Here is a 17174-nt window from a genome sequence, read left to right on the forward strand (position 1 = left end):
ATCAAAACCTACGCTCTTATGGCGTTATTGCTGCTTAATTTTGTCCGAAGTATTGATATAAGATACAGAGATTAAGAGACGCAAGATGAATCACCGTATTTTTTGCTATATACAACACTGTTACCTACGATCAATCTAACCTGGATTGATGCTCAGATACTTTCAGAAGCGATCGCAAATAACTAAATTATTGTTGGCATCAGGCAGGGAGCAGCGCAAAAAAGGGTTTGAGCCTTGTTTACTTTTTCAACACAGTTTGGTTTTATGGTACCAACTTAGTTAAGTATATAAATTTTATGTAAAGCTTGCTTGTTATTCAGCACAAAAGATTTCTAAATAATATATAAGTTTATTTTATGTAAATTAAAATTGATTTCCTTAATATAAAAGTATTTTTTTTAATTAAAAATAATCATTTTTAACAAAAAAATTTTTTCTTGAAACCTAATTGAATGACAATATCCCGTTAAGATAAAAAACTGGCAGCGTTAACCCAAAAAATCAGTAAATTTGAAAAATATATTTAATTACATATTACATATATATATCAATGTATTATGAATCGTATTTATTAAAATTTTGAAGATTTGGTAAACAAGTTTGTGTAACCTTGTACTTCATGATAATTAAATAGTTACAGACAGATTGGTTCAAAAGATTTGGAATAAAAAACCAAAACATTTGACCTAATTACTTGATTAATTGGTCATTTGCGTAATCAAGTCAATGATTTTCAGGCAATAAATTATCTAATTTTGGAAAGCAGGCGTCTCGCTCGTCTACAACCAAAAGCTGGCTTTTCGGTCAGCCTACATACAATCAGTAGTTGGATATTTTTTGTTCAGAAATTATATCATGTCCGGCTGATTAGTTGTCATTTTGTCATTGCGTACTCTAAAAGAGTACCCATTGGCGCAGCCTCTGGTAGAGACACTCTGTGAACTTTCCCCTTGCAATGACATATTGTAAGCGATCGGATGGACATGATATTACTCGCAAAATCAAAATATAGATTACGCAAATGGCAAGTAATCTGCATTGAACTGATGAATAGTTCTTTGATTAAGGCTCAACTTACTTATTAGTGAGAAATTCAGGATAAATAACATGGCAATTATTTTCGGCACAGCAGGTAATGATACGAAAAATGGGACTTCGGGAAATGACACAATAGTTGGTTGGGCTAGTAATGGTAGTGCTACTAGCATCTCCGGCAACGATATCTTAAATGGTTTAGCTGGTAACGATTCTCTTCTAGGTGGGACGGGGAACGACAGTTTAAGTGGTGGAGATGGCAATGACATACTTGATGGTGGCAGAGAAAACGACACACTCAGAGGTGGTGCAGGCAATGACATCTTCAAAGGCAGTCAGGGTAACGACAGCCTTGATGGTGGAGATGGTGTTGATACCGCAGACTACAGTCAACTAGGTCAAAGCATTACCTTGTCAGGTGTTGGAACTATTATAAAAGCCGGAGGATTGGGGCAAGACCTACTCTTTAAAGTCGAAAAGATTGTTGCCAATGCTAATGTTGCCAACAACACCATAGATGCATCACAATCTTTGTCTGGGGTCTCTATCACCGTTAACCTGCAAAATCAAAGTTTAGCTGCCAATAACGTTCCTGGTTTGGGAACATTGCCATTTACTGTAGTCAACTTTGATAATGTCATTGGTACAAACGCGAACGATAGCATTATTGGCGACAACCAAAATAACAAATTATCCGGCAATAATGGCAACGACACAATTGATGGCGGCTTGGGTATTGACAGCTTAAATGGGGGAGCAGGTGACGACACTTACATCGTAGACAGTACTCTTGATACTATTATAGAGGCTGCAAATTCAGGCACAGATACAGTCCGTTCTACTGTCACCTACACATTAGGCGCCAATCTAGAGAACCTGAGGTTGACGGGAAATAGTAACATCAACGGAACAGGTAACACTCTTAATAACTTCCTTTTCGGTAATAGTTTCAACAACACTCTAAATGGAAGAGCAGGCAATGACACCCTAGACGGGAATTTGGGCAACGATATCCTCAATGGTGAGGACGGCAATGATAGCCTACAAGGCGGGCCCGGCAATGACATACTCAATGGCGGATCTGGCAACGATATCCTTATCGGTGTTTTTCCCGGTAGTCTACTTCCACCAGGATTAGGGGAAACTGATACCTTAAGTGGCGGGGCTGGGATAGATAGACTTATCCTGGGGGACGCTATAAATGTTTTCTACGACGATAACAACAGTGCGAATTCTGGTTTTGCAGACTTTGCTACTATTACTGACTTCGATTCTAGCCAAGATCGAATTGAACTCAAAGGAACTCCACTGGACTACCGCCTGCAAGTTGTTGGCAGCAATACACGAGTATTCGTAGATAAACCGGGATCAGAACCAGATGAACTCATAGGTATTTTGCAGGGAAGAAACAATGTCAGACTTGATAGTGATGACTTCCTTTTTTATGAGCAAGAAAATCCTGGGGAAGCTACAAATAATACACTAGCTACTGCTGAAGGGTTAGGTTCCTTATCATCTGGCTCAAACGTTAATCTTTCAGCCCAGCTAGCAACAGTTCAACCAGGGGGAACTTTCTCATCATCTGACTTTTTTACATTTTCTTTAGCAAATGCCGGAACTGTCGCTATCAGGACAGTGACATCGGGAGATACAGTTCTCGGACTTTTTGACGATTTCGGAACTTTACTGCAAACTGACGACGATAGTGGCGGTGGCAATTCGTCATTAATTAGCAGTTTCTTGAGTGCAGGTACATACTCCATTTCAGTCAGTAAATATGCTTTATTCCCTGAAGATGGCGGAACTTTCTCTGGTAGCACTTCGAGTAATGATTTTGCTTATACATTAGGGGTCAGCGTTGTATAATAACGTTGTCAATTTAAAGCTCTTTTAAGTATTTAAACTCAAAGTTTTGTTTAGCCTCGTTCCCAGCCTTAAGACTGGGAACGTATTTTAGTAGGCGGATAATTTGTGGAATCATCACAATTTTTGAACTAAACGGTTTAGTTCAAAAAAGTAAATAATAAATTTTTGACTTGCTTATGACTAATAATTTCTTGAGAAGTTAGCATGAAATCATAGCCGAACTTTAGCTGAGGTATTTCCTGCTGAGATAAGTAAAAAAAATCAAACAGCAACAATTCTTCCGTCAAACTTTTACCAATTTATAGTAAATTTCAATTACCAATCCCATGCCAAATCGTCATTATCCTCCCGCCTACTTACGCTATCTCAGAGCCAGGTTATGGAATCTAGGGCGACCTGGTTTTTGGGTAACTGCAATTGTTTTATCTGTAGTTGGGCTAGTAACCTGGGAATACTGGTCAAATCCAGATATTTTCGTTTATAACCAAAAAAACGAAGTCACTTCCCAAGAACCTGTTGATTCCTCCCTGTCAGAGGAAAATAAAGCGATCGCAGCAGATATTGATAACCTGCCAGTTTTGTTTAACGACTTTGAAGAAGCAGCTCTCTCATTAACGACAAATACGCCTAAAGAAAAGGCTAAAGACAAAAACAGCAAAGGCTTCTTAGACGATGTAATTAAAAAACAAAATTCTGCTGGTGATACCAAAGTAAATCCTACTTTAGGCGTCAATGGTGACACCTCCCCAGCCGTGAAAAATCCCTTTGTTGTACAAACAGAAAATTTATTGCGTACTGGGATAGTTGATAGTGGTAATCAATTTCTCGGTCTTAAAACCTTAAATGGGGCGTCTGAACCAACAGGGGGAGAACAAACATCCTCTAGCCTGGATGTTGGATTGACTAATCAAACTAACAAGAATCAAAATTCTCTCTCAATCAATCCTCTGCAAGCAGCACTCAACCCATCAACAAACCAGAAATTATCTAGTTTCAATAGTACCACTCCAATTCAGACAAATGCGTTGAACGGAGTCTCTGACCCAGCAACAACGCTAATGCCACCCATCAACAGCTTACCGAATCAGAATTCTCTACCAAGTACTGGCTTAACCCCTGGGACAAACTACAAATCAACGGGTACAAACTTGCCGCAAAATCCTTACACTAATTTAAATAACGGTCAGGTATTGCCTAATAATGGGTTAACTACGGGTACGAACTTACCGCAAAATCCCTACACTAATTTAAATAACGGTCAAGTAGTGCCTAATGTAGCACCAGTGACACCCCCAGTCACCTCGATCGCACCAAGTAATATTGCACCTTACTCTAGCCAGAGTCCGAGTCAAAGTGTTGTCACACCCACAAACCCTTTCGGATACGGTAATAATGGATTGCAACAACCGACGCAACCAGCACAATCTAATTATGGGAATTATGTGCAACAGCAACCAACACAGTCTAATTCCTTATATCTTCGTCAGATTCGAGACAAGTATAGAAGTCCTGGTCAAAACTGATTTGAAGTACATCGGCTAGAAAAAGTCTAGCTAGGGTGATTGTGGGCTATTTGGAATCACCGGAACCTCTGGTGTTTCGGGTTGTCGCTGTTGTCGTTGCAAATATTTACTCAATACATAAGCCATATCGCCACGAGTCACAGGTTTTAATGGGGAAATATTGCTTTGAGCATCTGTGTTCAGAAATCCCTCAGTAGCTACAGTAGCGATCGCTTTTCTAGCCCAAACTGGGATAGATTTTTCATCTGGATGTGAAGCCAGAATTTCATTCACAGCCTCATCGGGAAACTGAAATACACCATAAGCTTGGGCGAAAATAGCCAGAGCTTCTGCTCTTGTTACCTTTTGGTTAGGGAAGAATTCATTGCCCCGATAGCCTTTCATGATGTCAGTTTTTAAGACTGTCTGTATATCATTAAATGCCCAATAAGAACGAGGAACATCTGGAATTACTAAATTTTCTTTATTAACAGCTTCTCTTTTATCTAGCCGAAATGCTTTCACCATAATTGAGGCTAATTCTGCTCTACTCAGTAACCTTTCTGGATAAAATTTGCCATCGGGAAAGTTTGTCATCCATTTGGCAGCAGTTACCTGTTGAATAGAATCAGATGAGATTCCAGAAGTAGATTCTGGTACTTGAGCAATTGCTGGCAAGTTTTGTAGTAGTGCCACTAAAGATAGAGTAATTGAAAGCTGACGCATCATAATAACCACTTTTAGCTGCTAACTTGAATTTAAAAAACTACGTTACAGAGGTTAACGCAAAATTTGGTGTTCCTAATAACCTGTAACTCAGTTGGTGACGAATTTCGACTGGTCAATGTTGCGTAGGTAGCTACGTGGCTTTAAAAATTAGGACTGTGTTCATAATCCCAGCACTTTCCATCACGCCAGATTCTACTGGTGTGTTCACATTCTGATTTATCGTAAATCCAAGGAATTGAAGTAGGGTAATACCGGCTAGATATGGGAGTAAACGAAGACAATACAAAAGAAAAGATCGTGTAGCTACAAGCCGATAGAACGATTAAAAATCCGATGATGAACAAGATATTGGCAGGAGTCCAAAAAGGATATAAACCTTTTTCAGAGCGTAAACGGACTTTAGAACGACGTTCTGAACCTGCTAGCAACACCAGATAAAACCTTAATCCGGGAATTGGCACTGAAACTCTTATGTCTAAAGAATGACGAGTCCAAATACGAGAGCTAAAACCCCTTTTTATGGCTTCTAATTGCTCCACTGTGAAGGTATTTGCCACTTCTGGGGCAATCTCAGCCAAAAATTGCTCAAAAGTAGAATCAGTGTTATGGGGCTTTTTCATTATTTCTAGTATATTAATATACTATATTTTACATTAGTCATCTCCTCAATTCCGGATACTAGGATTAGGATGTTTTGTTTTTTGTAAGTTTCTAATAAAACTTGTTTTTTAGCTTTCATCTTTTGGCGTTATCGGCCCACTACTATGGACTATAGTCAGTTTTTCAGGAATTTTGGGAATGACAACAACAGATCCCGTAACGTTGATGAAGCAAGAAGTTGGCAAAGCCGCCGCCGCCCTGGTAAAGTCGGGTTCCATTGTGGGGTTGGGTACGGGGTCAACTACAGCATATACGATTCAGTTTTTGGGCGATCGCCTCAAGTCTGGCGAACTCAAAGATATCATTGGTATACCTACCTCGTTTCAGTCAGAAGTGCTGGCAAAGCAATACGGCATCCCTCTCGCCACCTTAGATGCTATTGATCGCATCGATATTGCCATTGATGGGGCAGATGAAGTCGATCCGCAGAAAAATTTGATTAAAGGCGGTGGTGCAGCACATACCCGCGAAAAAGTCGTAGACTACCTAGCTGAACAGTTCATCGTCGTTGTAGATAGTGGTAAGTTAGTAGACCATTTAGGTTCTAGTTTCGCTGTGCCTGTGGAAGTGATTCCAATGGCAATTACTCCTGTCACCAACGCCATCAAAAAACTCGGTGGCAAACCAGAACTCCGTATGGGTGTAAAAAAAGCTGGCCCAGTGATTACAGATCAAGGGAACTTTGTCTTAGATGTCAGATTTAACTCTATTGAAGATCCAGCCGGACTAGAAAAGACATTGAATAACATTCCCGGCGTTCTGGAAAATGGTATCTTCGTTAACTGTGTCGATTTAGTTTTAGTTGGCGAAGTCAAAGATGGTCAGCCATTAGTGCGGCAATTGTAGAATTTTGGATTTTGGATTTTGGCTTTAAGACTTACGCACTGAAGCCTGAAACCTAGATCCCCCCTAGCCCTCTTAAAAAGGGGGGAACTTCTAAAGCCCTCTTTTTAAGGCAGGGCTGATTCATTCCATTTCAAACACGATTTGTCAAGATGATTAGCAAGAAAATTGTCATCAACTTAGCCAAGATCCCATCCTGATGTGCCAATTCTTCAAATCTCCCTTGCTGCACTACCCGCCCCACTTCAAGCACATAGATGCGAGCGGCATTGCGAATTGTACTGAGACGGTGAGCGATCGCAATTCGCGTCACTTTCATCCGCTCTAAAATTGTCAGCTGAACAAGGCTTGGGCTTTGCTCGGATATTTCTGGTACTGGTAGAGGAATTCCCGTACTGTTCAAAGCAGAATTTAACCGCTCAAACCAAGTAAATAAGAGGCTGTCAGTAGACCCGAAATTTGTCACAGGGTCAACGAAGAGGCAGAGGTAGGGGGAAAAAAGAGCAATTGGGGCACAATCCTTGGAGATAAGAGGAAGAACTTCCCCCTGCCCCCCGCTCCCTGCTCCCTCTCCCTCTTTCCTCCCCGCTCCTTTGCCTCTTTTTCAACTTCTGAAAAAAAATTAATCCCAATTATTATTAACCCCAGTAACCCTATTGAGATACAGTAGTTTATAGCCTAGCTTTTGCAAAGTCATGCTTGTCGCTGTGCAATGCTCTGGGAAAATCAATGGTAAAAGATGCATCTGAACTCGAAATTACTACCGACTCATCAGCAGCAGTAGATGCCATCAATGGCTTTGTGGATCAATTATTGGGTGTTGGTAACGATGCCCAAGTGATTCTCAAAGCAATTGAAGCAGATCCAACTTGTGCGATCGCCAACGCTCAAGTTGCCGCCTTTTATCTATTTGCTGGTGGCTCTGTTGCCTTAACCAAGACCAAATCCTATCTCAATCTGGCGAAATCTTATCTAAAAAGAGCGAACGATCGCGAAAAACTTTACGTTGCGGCAATTGAAGCATGGGCAAATCGAGACATTGCTCAAGCGATCGCTCATCATGAAGCGATTGCCATTGCCTTTCCCCGCGATTTAGCCTCAGTCCATCTAGCCCAATACCACTATCGAAATTCCGGTAACAGTCAGGGAATGTTACTGATTGCAGAAAAAGTTTTCGCCGCCAATCGTGACAACCCTTATATGTACGGGATGCTGGCCTTTGGGCTAGAAGAGTGCCATCGTTTAGCAGAAGCAGAAGAACATGGGCGACAAGCGATCGCTCTGAAACGAGATAACCGTTGGGCACACCACGCCGTTGCTCATGTATTAGAAACTCAAGGACGCTTAGAAGAAGGAATTAGTTTAATGGAAAGTCTTAGCGACACTTGGGAATATGGTAGCTCGGCTTTTTATGGACATCTTTGGTGGCACACATCCCTTTACTACCTGGATATTGAGAATTTTGCCAAAGTACTAGAGATATATGACACGCGCATCTGGGGACGTGCCAAAAAAGACAATGGACGGGAGCAGGTTAATGCGATCGCCTTGTTGCTACGGCTAGAGTTACGCGGTGTAGATGTTGGTTCCCGCTGGCAAGAACTTGCTGCTTACCTACAACCACGAATCCACGAGCATACCCTGGCCTTTTTGGATTTACAATATATCTATGCCTTGGTACGGGGTGGTAAAGAAGATTGGGCCGCAGAGATGTTAGAGAGTATGCAAACTCATGGAGAGAACGTCTTACCCTATGCGCGGCCAACTTGGATAGAAGTAGGAGTACCAGCGGCTAGGGGGATGATTGCTCATGCTCGTGGGGATTGGGAAAATGCGATCGCTGAATTAGAGCCAGTATTACCCAATTTATACTCCACCGGCGGATCTCATGCTCAACGAGATTTATTTGAGCAAATTTATCTTGACGCACTGATTCGCGATCGGCAATATCACAAAACCTTGAATGTACTAGAAAAGCGCAATGCCGCTCGTGGCAACATTCCCGTGATTCAACGGGAATTAGCTAATACCTACAGCCAGCTAGGACGCACTGATGAAGCACATCAAGCTGCTCAAGTTGCATTAGAACTATCACAACGTTATCAAAAAGTAGAGCAAACAGTATGACGACATACGTAAACCTTGGAAAAAGTGGATTAAAAGTATCACGCTTAACTCTGGGTACTATGACTTATGGTTCTCGGAAATGGCGAGAATGGGTACTAGAAGAAGAAGAAAGTCGCCCCTTTATTAAACTAGCTTTGGAATTGGGGATAAACTTCTTTGACACCGCCGATGTTTACTCATTAGGTGCCAGTGAAGAAATTCTGGGACGGGCGCTCAAAGATTTTGCCAAAAGAGATCAAGTAGTTATTGCTACCAAAGTCTACAATAAAATTGGTGATAGCCCCAACGATCGCGGGCTATCTCGTAAGCATATTTTTGATGGCATAGATGCCTCATTACGGCGCTTACAAACAGATTACGTCGATTTGTACCAAATTCACCGTTGGGACTACGAAACGCCCATAGAGGAAACCTTAGAAGCGCTACATGATGTAGTCAAATCAGGTAAAGTTCGTTACTTAGGAATCTCAAGTGTTTACGCATGGCAATTTGCCAAAGCCCTTTACACGGCTGACATACACGGTTGGACTCGCTTTGTATCGATCCAAAATCACTACAACTTAGTTTATCGAGAAGAAGAGAGAGAGATTATACCTTTATCTCTAGATCAAGGAATTGGGATCATTCCTTGGAGTCCCTTAGCGCGTGGTTTCCTCGCTGGAAATCGTAGTAAACAAGACTATGGTCAAACCGTGCGCGCAAAAACCGACGAATTCGCCCACAATCTCTACTATCAAGATTCAGATTTTCAAATAGTCGATCGCGTCGTCGAATTAGCTCAAAAACGCGGCGTCAAACCAACACAAATTGCCCTAGCTTGGCTATTGCATCAACCAGGCGTAACCGCTCCGATAGTTGGTGCTAGCAAAATAGAGCATCTCAAAGAAGCAGTTGAGGCTGTAGATTTGCAGCTTTCCGATGAAGAGCGTAAATTCCTGGAAGAACCTTACACACCACATCCCATCTTAGGACATCAGTACCCAGCGTAGCAGGGATTGGGTACTGGTGACTGGGGAAGAAGAGCAGGGGAAGAAATAACTAATTAATACCCAATCCCCAATCCTTAATCCCCAGTACCCAGTACCCAATCCCCAATCCCCAACCCCTAAAAACTTATGACATACATAAATCTTGGAAAAAGTGGATTAAAAGTATCACGTATTGCCCTTGGTACGATGAGCTTTGGTTCTCGTAAACTACGAGAATGGACATTAGAAGAAGAAGAAAGCCGCCCCTTTATCAAACTGGCTTTGGAATTGGGAATTAACTTCTTTGACACAGCTGATGTTTATTCACAAGGCATCAGTGAAGAAATTTTAGGACGGGCACTCAAAGACTTTGCCAAAAGAGATCAAGTTGTAATTGCGACAAAAGTCTTCGGTAAAGCTGGTGAAGGCCCTAATGACAGAGGACTATCTCGCAAACATATTTTTGATGGCATAGATGCTTCCTTACGGCGGCTACAAACAGATTACGTAGATTTGTACCAGATTCACCGTTGGGATTATGAAACACCAATTGAGGAAACTCTAGAAGCACTTGATGACGTAGTTAAATCAGGTAAAGTGCGTTATTTGGGAATCTCTAGTGTTTATGCTTGGCAATTTGCTAAAGCTCTTTACACGGCTGATATACACGGTTGGACTCGCTTTGTTTCTATCCAAAACCACTACAACTTGATTTACCGCGAAGAAGAACGTGAAATTATACCTTTATCTCTAGACCAAGGCATTGGAATTATTCCCTGGAGTCCCCTAGCACGAGGATTTTTGGCAGGAAATCGCACTCAAGAAGGTGGTCAAACAGTACGGTCTAAAGTCGAAGATTCAGAGGGAAACCGCCAGTATCAAGAGTCAGATTTTCAAATAGTTGCTCGCGTCGCTGAGTTAGCCCAAAAACGCGGTGTGAAACCAGCGCAAATTGCCCTAGCTTGGCTATTGCATCAACCAGGATTGACAGCCCCAATTGTTGGGGCAACTAAGATAGAGCATTTTAAAGAAGCAGTTGAAGCTGTGGATTTGAAACTTTCTGATGAAGAGCGCAAATTCCTAGAAGAGCTTTATCAACCTCATCCCATCATTGGGCATCAGTACCCAGCGTAGTAGGGACTGGGAACCAGTCAAATGCCCAATGCCCCATGCCCAATACCCAATGACCAATACCCAATACTTAATCCCTAAAAAATTATGACATACGTAAATCTCGGCAAAACTGGACTGAAAGTATCGCGCCTAGCTTTAGGTGCTATGACCTTTGGCTCTCGCAAATGGCATGAATGGGTATTAGAAGAAGAAGAAAGTCGCCCATTTATTAAACTGGCTTTGGAATTGGGAATTAATTTCTTTGACACTGCTGACACATACTCATTGGGTGTAAGCGAAGAAATCTTGGGTCGGGCACTAAAAGACTTTGCGAAAAGAGATCAAGTTGTAATTGCTACCAAAGTCTACAATAAAGTCGGTGATGGTCCCAATGACCGAGGACTATCTCGAAAACATATTTTTGATAGCATTGACGCTTCCTTACGGCGGCTACAAACAGATTACGTAGATTTGTACCAGATTCACCGTTGGGATTATGAAACACCAATTGAAGAAACCTTAGAAGCACTCCATGATGTAGTCAAATCAGGTAAAGTTCGCTACTTGGGAATCTCAAGTGTTTACGCATGGCAGTTTGTTAAAGCTCTTTACACTGCTGACAAACACGGCTGGACTCGCTTTGTCTCTATCCAAAACCATTACAACTTGGTTTATCGAGAAGAAGAAAGAGAAATAATACCTCTGTCTTTAGACCAAGGAATTGGGATTATTCCCTGGAGTCCTTTAGCGCGAGGCTTTTTGGCTGGGAATCGCACTAAGGAAGGCTATGGTGAGACAATAAGAGCAAAAACCGACGAATTGGGTCATAGTCGCTACTATCGAGATTCTGATTTTCAAGTAGTCGATCGCGTCGTCGAATTAGCGCAAAAACGCGGTGTGAAACCAACACAAATTGCTTTGGCTTGGGTATTACATCAACCAGGTGTGACATCTCCGATTGTTGGTGCAAGCAAGATAGAACATCTCAAAGATGCAGTTGAGGCTGTAGATTTGAAACTTTCTGATGAAGAGCGCAAATTTCTTGAAGAGCCTTATCAAACTCATCCCATCATTGGGCATCAGTACCCAGCGTAGTAGGGAGTGGGGACTAGGGACTGGGGAGATGCCAATACTTGTAAATTGGCAAAGGTATTGAAAGAATAACTCATGTTTAGATAAACAGAGAATTTTGAGATTTACATCGGGAGTATGTAATGTCAGACTCATCTACAAAAAGACCTATTGCCAGTTATACACGAATGGCAGACGGAACAAAAGAGGATTATCTTTTGTTACGGGAACACTCTAAGCCTTTGTTAAATCAGGTTGCCGATCGCGCCCTAACACTTTTAGTTGCCTTACAAGAGAGTTATCCAGGAAATTTGATCGATCGCTATCAGCATTCGCTACAAACGGCAACACGTGCTTTTCGGGATGAGGCACAAGAAGAAGTTGTGGTGGCTGCATTACTGCATGATATTGGTGATTTATTAGCACCTGTAAATCACGCAGAGCTAGCAGCAACCATCCTCAAACCTTATGTGAGTCCATCTACCCATTGGATAATTGAACATCATGGGATTTTCCAAGGCTATTATTTCTGGCATCATACAGGACGCGATCGCCATGCTAGAGAAAAGTTCCGAGGTCATCTTTACTTTGACCCCACTGCTGAATTCTGCCATAAGTGGGATCAAGAATCATTTGATCCAAACTATGATACTCTTTCCCTGACTTTCTTTGAGCCGATGGTACGTCGGATCTTCGCTCGTGAACCTTGGGGGCAGCATACAAAACAGGAATCTTAACGACGCAGAAAATAGTCTCGATGAACTTTGTACACCGCCAAGCATAAAACTGATCTTTTCCTCACTCTCCACTTACACATGATGCGATTCAACGATATCAATAAGGTACTCATCCTGTCGGTTGCATTTCTCCCCTTGCTAGGACTCTATGGATGTGGGCAGCTAGCCAGTTCGCAAAAAGCGACAAATAATGTTGATCTTTCACAAGTTACCGTCGTGCTGGGCGATCAAGTTGGTGGTACGCGGGCGCTTGTGGAAGCCGCCAATGCACTTGAAGGTGTGCCGTATAAATACAAATGGGCAAGCTTCCAAGGTGCTGCACCTTTATTTGAAGCGCTGCGTGTGGGTGCAGTCGATACCGCGCCTGCCGGCGATCTTCCTGTTCTGGCCGCAGCCGTAGGTAAAACGCCGCTTAAGATCCTTGCAACCAGGGTTGGTAAGGGCGAAGGACTTGGCATCATCGTTCATGCCGATTCTCCCATTAAAGGCGTGGCTGACCTGAAGGGTAAGACTGTAGTAGTATCCTCAGCGCGGGGCAGTGTTTCGCAGTACCAGCTTTATGGTGCCCTTGAAGAGGTTGGTTTGAAACGCACTGATGTAACGGTCAAATTTGTGCTACCAACTGATGCATCTGCGGCCTTCTCATCCAAGAATATCGAAGTGTGGGCGACCTTCGATCCCTACTTTTATGTAGCGCAACAAAATGGCGGGCGGGTGCTGCGTGACGGTCAGGGTATCAACAGTGGATTATCGTTAATTACCGCAAGCGACAAGGCCCTAGCCGATCCTGGTAAGCGGGCGGCGATCGCTGATTTTTTAAAGCGGCTGAACAAAGCTAGCGACTGGGCGATCGCGAATCCAGATGGCTATGCTCAGGTTTACGCGAAACTGTCACGCTTACCACTAAATACCTCAAAATCCATTACCCAGCGCTCCGCACGAGAACTGCGCCCAGTAAGCGATAACGATATCCGCGCACTACAAACCGTGGCTGATCGTTCCTACAAAGACCAAATCTTGCCTGTACAAATCGAAGTGCGTTCCATCACCGACCAAAGTATCTGGACAAAATGACACCATAGTAAGTAGGTCGGCTCTCAATACTACGTAGGTTTTGGAGTTTCTTGGTTGAGGCAAGCTGTTCTTGAGCAGGGGAAGAGTTTTGCCTCCCCTGCCTCCCCTGCCTCCCCTGCCCCCTGCCTCCTCAAGCCGACTCGTCACGAATGATCGTCAAACCTAAAGCTTTGTAAGAAGTTAGCAGCCGATCGGATACAGTCGGTGCAGTTACAAGATAAGTTAGTGCATGAATCGACTGCACAACATAAGGTGCAGCAGTGTCTAACTTCTCCTCTGTGGCTAATCCAACTACTTCCGCGGCTCCAGCAATCATCGCTCGTTTGACATGGGCTTCATCCAAGTTCGCTACACTAATCCCAAATTCTGGATGCAGACTACACACCCCCAACATGCACAAATCTGCACGAATCATTCGTAATGCTTCAACTGTAGTAGCACCAACGTTTACCAAGGCTTTTTTGTAGAGTTGTCCACCCAACATGACAACTTCAATATGAGGATGTTCTGCCAAAGCGATCGCAATGGGAGGACTATTGGTGACAATTGTCGCTTGCAAATCCAAGGGCAAATGACGGGCTACTTGGAGTGTTGTTGTGCCTCCATCTAAAATCACCACCTGCCCTGTACAAACTAATTTGGCAGCTGCACGAGCGATCGCTTCTTTTTCTTTCGGTGCTTGCTTTTGGCGATCGGCGTAACTAGCAACAGCTGGAGAAACCAGAAGTGCCCCCCCATGAACGCGCTGCAAAAGACTAGATTCAGCTAGTTCTCGCAGATCCCGACGAATTGTATCCTCAGAAACCTTTAGAACAGCGCTGAGTTCCGACGATAGTACCTTCTTGTCACGTCGCAGAATTTCCAAGATGAATTGTCGGCGCTCCGCAGTTAGCATAGTTGATTTTCCTGAAGTTGCATATTTGATCTTGAAATTGCACGTTTGTGAGTTTATACTCATAGACATGCAGGTTTCTGCATATTTCTGATTGTCTTTAAATAAATTCAAGCATATTCACGCAAGCGGGATTTAACAATCTTAGCTGCATTTTCAATGACCGAAAACGAAAAGGATACAAACCCCTAAATTTATTTGGGATTGCTGATTGCGGTATGAAAAATAATTTTGCGTTATTTCAAAATCCTTGTAGAGACGTTGCAATGCAACGTCTCTACATCCAAATTCATACCTCGATTCAGCAACACCATTTATTTATGGGGATCAATAATTTTGAATTTTGAATTCGGAGCGAAACGACATGACTGTTACAAAGATTCAATTTCCTATTGATTTGAGTGCTTACAAGCCTCTGGTTCTTAACCCATCCAAGACAACTCTTACAGTGGAGGAACGAGAGAGTCTAAAAACAAATATTCAACTCTGCCGTGATGCGATCGTCTTTTTTACAGCCACCGGAGCGGCTAGAGGGGTGGGTGGCCACACTGGAGGGCCTTATGACACAGTACCAGAGGTGGTCATACTTGATGCCTTGTTTCGGGCAGTGTCGGATCAATTTGTGCCAATTTTCTTTGATGAAGCCGGACATCGAGTTGCAACTCAGTATTTGATGGCAGCCTTGCACGGTGACTTACCAAGCGAGCAACTTCCACACTATCGTGAAGCCCACTCCAGCTTACCAGGACACCCGGAATTAGGGCTAACTCCTGGTGTAAAATTTAGCTCTGGACGACTAGGACATGTATGGCCCTACGTCAATGGCGTAGCGATCGCCAATCCAGGTAAGATCGTTTTCTGTCTTGGTTCTGATGGTTCCCAGCAGGAAGGTAATGACGCGGAAGCTGCCCGCTTGGCTGTCGCTCAATATCTTAATGTGAAGCTAATCATTGATGATAATGACGTGACAATCGCCGGACATCCTTCAAAATATTTACCCGGTTTTACTGTTGCTAAAACCTTAGAAGGGCATGGATTGAAGATACTCGAAGGAGATGGAGAAGACTTAGACGACTTATACCGTCGTATTTGCGAAGCTGTAACAACTCCTGGGCCAGTTGCCATCATCAATAAACGCCCCATGTGTCCTGGTATTAAAGGGTTAGAAGGTTCGACTCACGGTCATGATGTGATTTCCGTAGAGTTAGCAATTCAATATCTAGAATTACGCCAACAAACTGCTGCTGTCAAATACCTCAAAAGTATTCAGAAACCAAAACAAACCTACACTTTTCTTGGCTCTAGTAATAAATGGGATGCTAACCGCAATGTGTTCGGTGATGCGGTAGTTTCTGTCTTAAGTCGCATCAGTGAAGCAGAACGCAAGCAAAAAGTCAGAGTCATCGATAGCGATCTTGAAGGCTCTTGTGGTCTCAAGAAGATTCACGATGTCTACCCTGAAATTTTTATCTCCTCTGGCATCATGGAACGGGCTAACTTTTCTGCTGCTGCCGGATTTGGGATGGAGGCAGGAAAGCAAGGTATTTTCGCAACCTTTAGCGCCTTCTTGGAAATGTGTATCTCAGAGATTACGATGGCGCGGTTGAACTACTCTAATGTACTTTGTCACTTTTCTCATGCAGGTATCGATGATATGGCAGATAATACCTGCCACTTCGGTTTGAACAATATGTTCGCTGACAATGGTTTAGATGATGGCTACGAAACACGTCTTTACTTTCCATCTGATGCTAATCAAATGAAAGCTTGTGTAGAAGCTGTGTTCTTTGATCCGGGACTGCGGTTTATTTTTTCTACCCGTTCTAAAGTACCTAACATTCTTGACAAAAATGGCCATGACTTTTTTGGTAGCGACTATAAATTTGTCTCTGGCAAAGATGAGGTAATTCGAGAAGGAACCCAAGGCTACATCATCAGCTTTGGTGAAGCTTTATATCGTGCCCTTGATGCTGTTGAGCGTCTCCAGCAAGAAGGGCTAGACGTAGGTTTGATTAATAAACCAACCCTAAACGTTATTGACGAAGAGATGATGGTGAAAATCGGTAATGCTCCTTTTGTACTGGTAGTGGAATCCTTTAACCGTCGAACCGGATTGGGTAGCCGTTTCGGTAGCTGGCTATTAGAGCGTGGGTTTACTCCCAAGTATGCTTATCTTGGTACTCATAAAGAAGGTTGTGGCGGTTTATGGGAACAATTTTTGCACCAAGGCATTGATCCAGTGAGCATTATCAATAAGGTGAAGGATTTAGTGAAATAATTTGACATTCCGCAAATACAAACTCAGCAGTTGAGACGGAAAACATGGGTATGGAGGCGGGTAGCGCATCTGACGCTTAAAGCCTCCCTAGTTTCATTTTGGAGAATTAGTCTAATTTACGCATCATTACAGCAGTTTTCATCATGTATTTGAACCACATCTGTCGTAAGGGCACAGCAATGCTCATACGTGTCAACTTAACGTGAAACCGCTTGTCCGCCGGAAATTGAAATTCCCGTCTCATAGCTAAAGTCATCTGAAGATGACTAAATATCGCCA

The 17174-nt window shown here is 42.8% G+C and carries 13 protein-coding genes and 1 pseudogene; 10 read left to right on the forward strand and 4 right to left on the reverse strand.

The genetic code is table 11. The features are described 5' to 3' along the window. Positions 1-1107 precede the first annotated feature (1107 nt). Positions 1108-2901, forward strand: coding sequence for a DVUA0089 family protein (locus HWQ39_RS10375; RefSeq protein WP_292843923.1), 1794 nt, complete (start codon positions 1108-1110; stop codon positions 2899-2901). Between the two features lie 326 nt (positions 2902-3227). Then, the gene (locus tag HWQ39_RS10380; RefSeq protein ID WP_292843924.1) at positions 3228-4424 is read left to right on the forward strand and encodes a hypothetical protein; all 1197 of its coding nucleotides are present in this window, start codon (positions 3228-3230) and stop codon (positions 4422-4424) included. A gap of 30 nt (positions 4425-4454) precedes the next feature. Here the strand turns inward: HWQ39_RS10380 and HWQ39_RS10385 are convergent, their stop codons facing one another. Further along, a complete protein-coding gene (locus HWQ39_RS10385; RefSeq protein WP_292843944.1) occupies positions 4455-5129 on the reverse strand; it encodes an S-layer homology domain-containing protein in 675 nt (224 codons plus the stop codon). A 143-nt stretch (positions 5130-5272) separates the two neighbouring features. After that, positions 5273-5752: a hypothetical protein gene (locus tag HWQ39_RS10390; protein WP_292843925.1), complete on the reverse strand. Its 480-nt coding sequence runs from the start codon at positions 5750-5752 to the stop codon at positions 5273-5275. Between the two features lie 178 nt (positions 5753-5930). On the opposite strand from HWQ39_RS10390, the gene rpiA reads away from it, so the two are divergent. Next, positions 5931-6638, forward strand: coding sequence for a ribose-5-phosphate isomerase RpiA (rpiA, locus tag HWQ39_RS10395; protein WP_292843927.1), 708 nt, complete (start codon positions 5931-5933; stop codon positions 6636-6638). 130 nt (positions 6639-6768) lie between these two features. Here rpiA and HWQ39_RS10400 read toward each other — a convergent pair. Then, a pseudogene (locus tag HWQ39_RS10400) lies at positions 6769-6963 on the reverse strand (hypothetical protein); the annotation flags it as partial. A 401-nt stretch (positions 6964-7364) separates the two neighbouring features. Here HWQ39_RS10400 and HWQ39_RS10405 point away from each other — a divergent pair. The 6 genes from HWQ39_RS10405 (at position 7365) to HWQ39_RS10430 (ending at position 13725) form a co-directional block, all read left to right on the forward strand. Beyond that, positions 7365-8762: a tetratricopeptide repeat protein gene (locus tag HWQ39_RS10405; RefSeq protein ID WP_292843929.1), complete on the forward strand. Its 1398-nt coding sequence runs from the start codon at positions 7365-7367 to the stop codon at positions 8760-8762. Continuing rightward, positions 8759-9751: an aldo/keto reductase gene (locus HWQ39_RS10410; RefSeq protein WP_292843931.1), complete on the forward strand. Its 993-nt coding sequence runs from the start codon at positions 8759-8761 to the stop codon at positions 9749-9751. The genes HWQ39_RS10405 and HWQ39_RS10410 overlap by 4 nt, the downstream gene beginning before the upstream one ends. 126 nt (positions 9752-9877) lie before the next feature. Continuing rightward, positions 9878-10864: an aldo/keto reductase gene (locus tag HWQ39_RS10415; RefSeq protein ID WP_292843933.1), complete on the forward strand. Its 987-nt coding sequence runs from the start codon at positions 9878-9880 to the stop codon at positions 10862-10864. An 84-nt stretch (positions 10865-10948) separates the two neighbouring features. Further along, positions 10949-11938, forward strand: a complete 990-nt coding sequence (locus HWQ39_RS10420) for an aldo/keto reductase (RefSeq protein WP_179066036.1) — start codon at positions 10949-10951, stop codon at positions 11936-11938. A gap of 119 nt (positions 11939-12057) precedes the next feature. Continuing rightward, positions 12058-12651 carry an HD domain-containing protein gene (locus HWQ39_RS10425; protein ID WP_292843936.1) on the forward strand — a complete coding sequence of 198 codons (594 nt, stop codon included), beginning with the start codon at positions 12058-12060 and terminating at the stop codon, positions 12649-12651. 27 nt (positions 12652-12678) lie between these two features. Further along, positions 12679-13725: an ABC transporter substrate-binding protein gene (locus HWQ39_RS10430; RefSeq protein WP_292843938.1), complete on the forward strand. Its 1047-nt coding sequence runs from the start codon at positions 12679-12681 to the stop codon at positions 13723-13725. Between the two features lie 130 nt (positions 13726-13855). On the opposite strand, the gene HWQ39_RS10435 is transcribed toward HWQ39_RS10430, so the two are convergent. Then, complete coding sequence (locus HWQ39_RS10435; protein ID WP_292843940.1) at positions 13856-14620, reverse strand: DeoR/GlpR family DNA-binding transcription regulator; 765 nt, start codon at positions 14618-14620, stop codon at positions 13856-13858. Positions 14621-14981: 361 nt separating this feature from the next. On the opposite strand from HWQ39_RS10435, the gene HWQ39_RS10440 reads away from it, so the two are divergent. After that, entirely contained in the window at positions 14982-16895 is a 1914-nt protein-coding gene (locus HWQ39_RS10440) for a transketolase C-terminal domain-containing protein (RefSeq protein ID WP_292843942.1), read from the forward strand. Positions 16896-17174 lie beyond the last annotated feature (279 nt).

Source organism: Nostoc sp. NMS8 (assembly GCF_017115045.1).
In the GTDB taxonomy this organism is placed as follows: domain Bacteria; phylum Cyanobacteriota; class Cyanobacteriia; order Cyanobacteriales; family Nostocaceae; genus Nostoc.

Excerpts from the sequence above, each read along its gene's own strand:
- HWQ39_RS10375 (WP_292843923.1), top strand. The coding sequence starts at position 1,108 with ATGGCAATTATTTTCGGCACAGCAGGTAATGATACGAAAAATGGGACT.
- HWQ39_RS10380 (WP_292843924.1), top strand. The coding sequence starts at position 3,228 with ATGCCAAATCGTCATTATCCTCCCGCCTACTTACGCTATCTCAGAGCC.
- HWQ39_RS10385 (WP_292843944.1), bottom strand. The coding sequence starts at position 5,129 with ATGCGTCAGCTTTCAATTACTCTATCTTTAGTGGCACTACTACAAAAC.
- HWQ39_RS10390 (WP_292843925.1), bottom strand. The coding sequence starts at position 5,752 with ATGAAAAAGCCCCATAACACTGATTCTACTTTTGAGCAATTTTTGGCT.
- rpiA (WP_292843927.1), top strand. The coding sequence starts at position 5,931 with ATGACAACAACAGATCCCGTAACGTTGATGAAGCAAGAAGTTGGCAAA.
- HWQ39_RS10405 (WP_292843929.1), top strand. The coding sequence starts at position 7,365 with ATGGTAAAAGATGCATCTGAACTCGAAATTACTACCGACTCATCAGCA.
- HWQ39_RS10410 (WP_292843931.1), top strand. The coding sequence starts at position 8,759 with ATGACGACATACGTAAACCTTGGAAAAAGTGGATTAAAAGTATCACGC.
- HWQ39_RS10415 (WP_292843933.1), top strand. The coding sequence starts at position 9,878 with ATGACATACATAAATCTTGGAAAAAGTGGATTAAAAGTATCACGTATT.
- HWQ39_RS10420 (WP_179066036.1), top strand. The coding sequence starts at position 10,949 with ATGACATACGTAAATCTCGGCAAAACTGGACTGAAAGTATCGCGCCTA.
- HWQ39_RS10425 (WP_292843936.1), top strand. The coding sequence starts at position 12,058 with ATGTCAGACTCATCTACAAAAAGACCTATTGCCAGTTATACACGAATG.
- HWQ39_RS10435 (WP_292843940.1), bottom strand. The coding sequence starts at position 14,620 with ATGCTAACTGCGGAGCGCCGACAATTCATCTTGGAAATTCTGCGACGT.
- HWQ39_RS10440 (WP_292843942.1), top strand. The coding sequence starts at position 14,982 with ATGACTGTTACAAAGATTCAATTTCCTATTGATTTGAGTGCTTACAAG.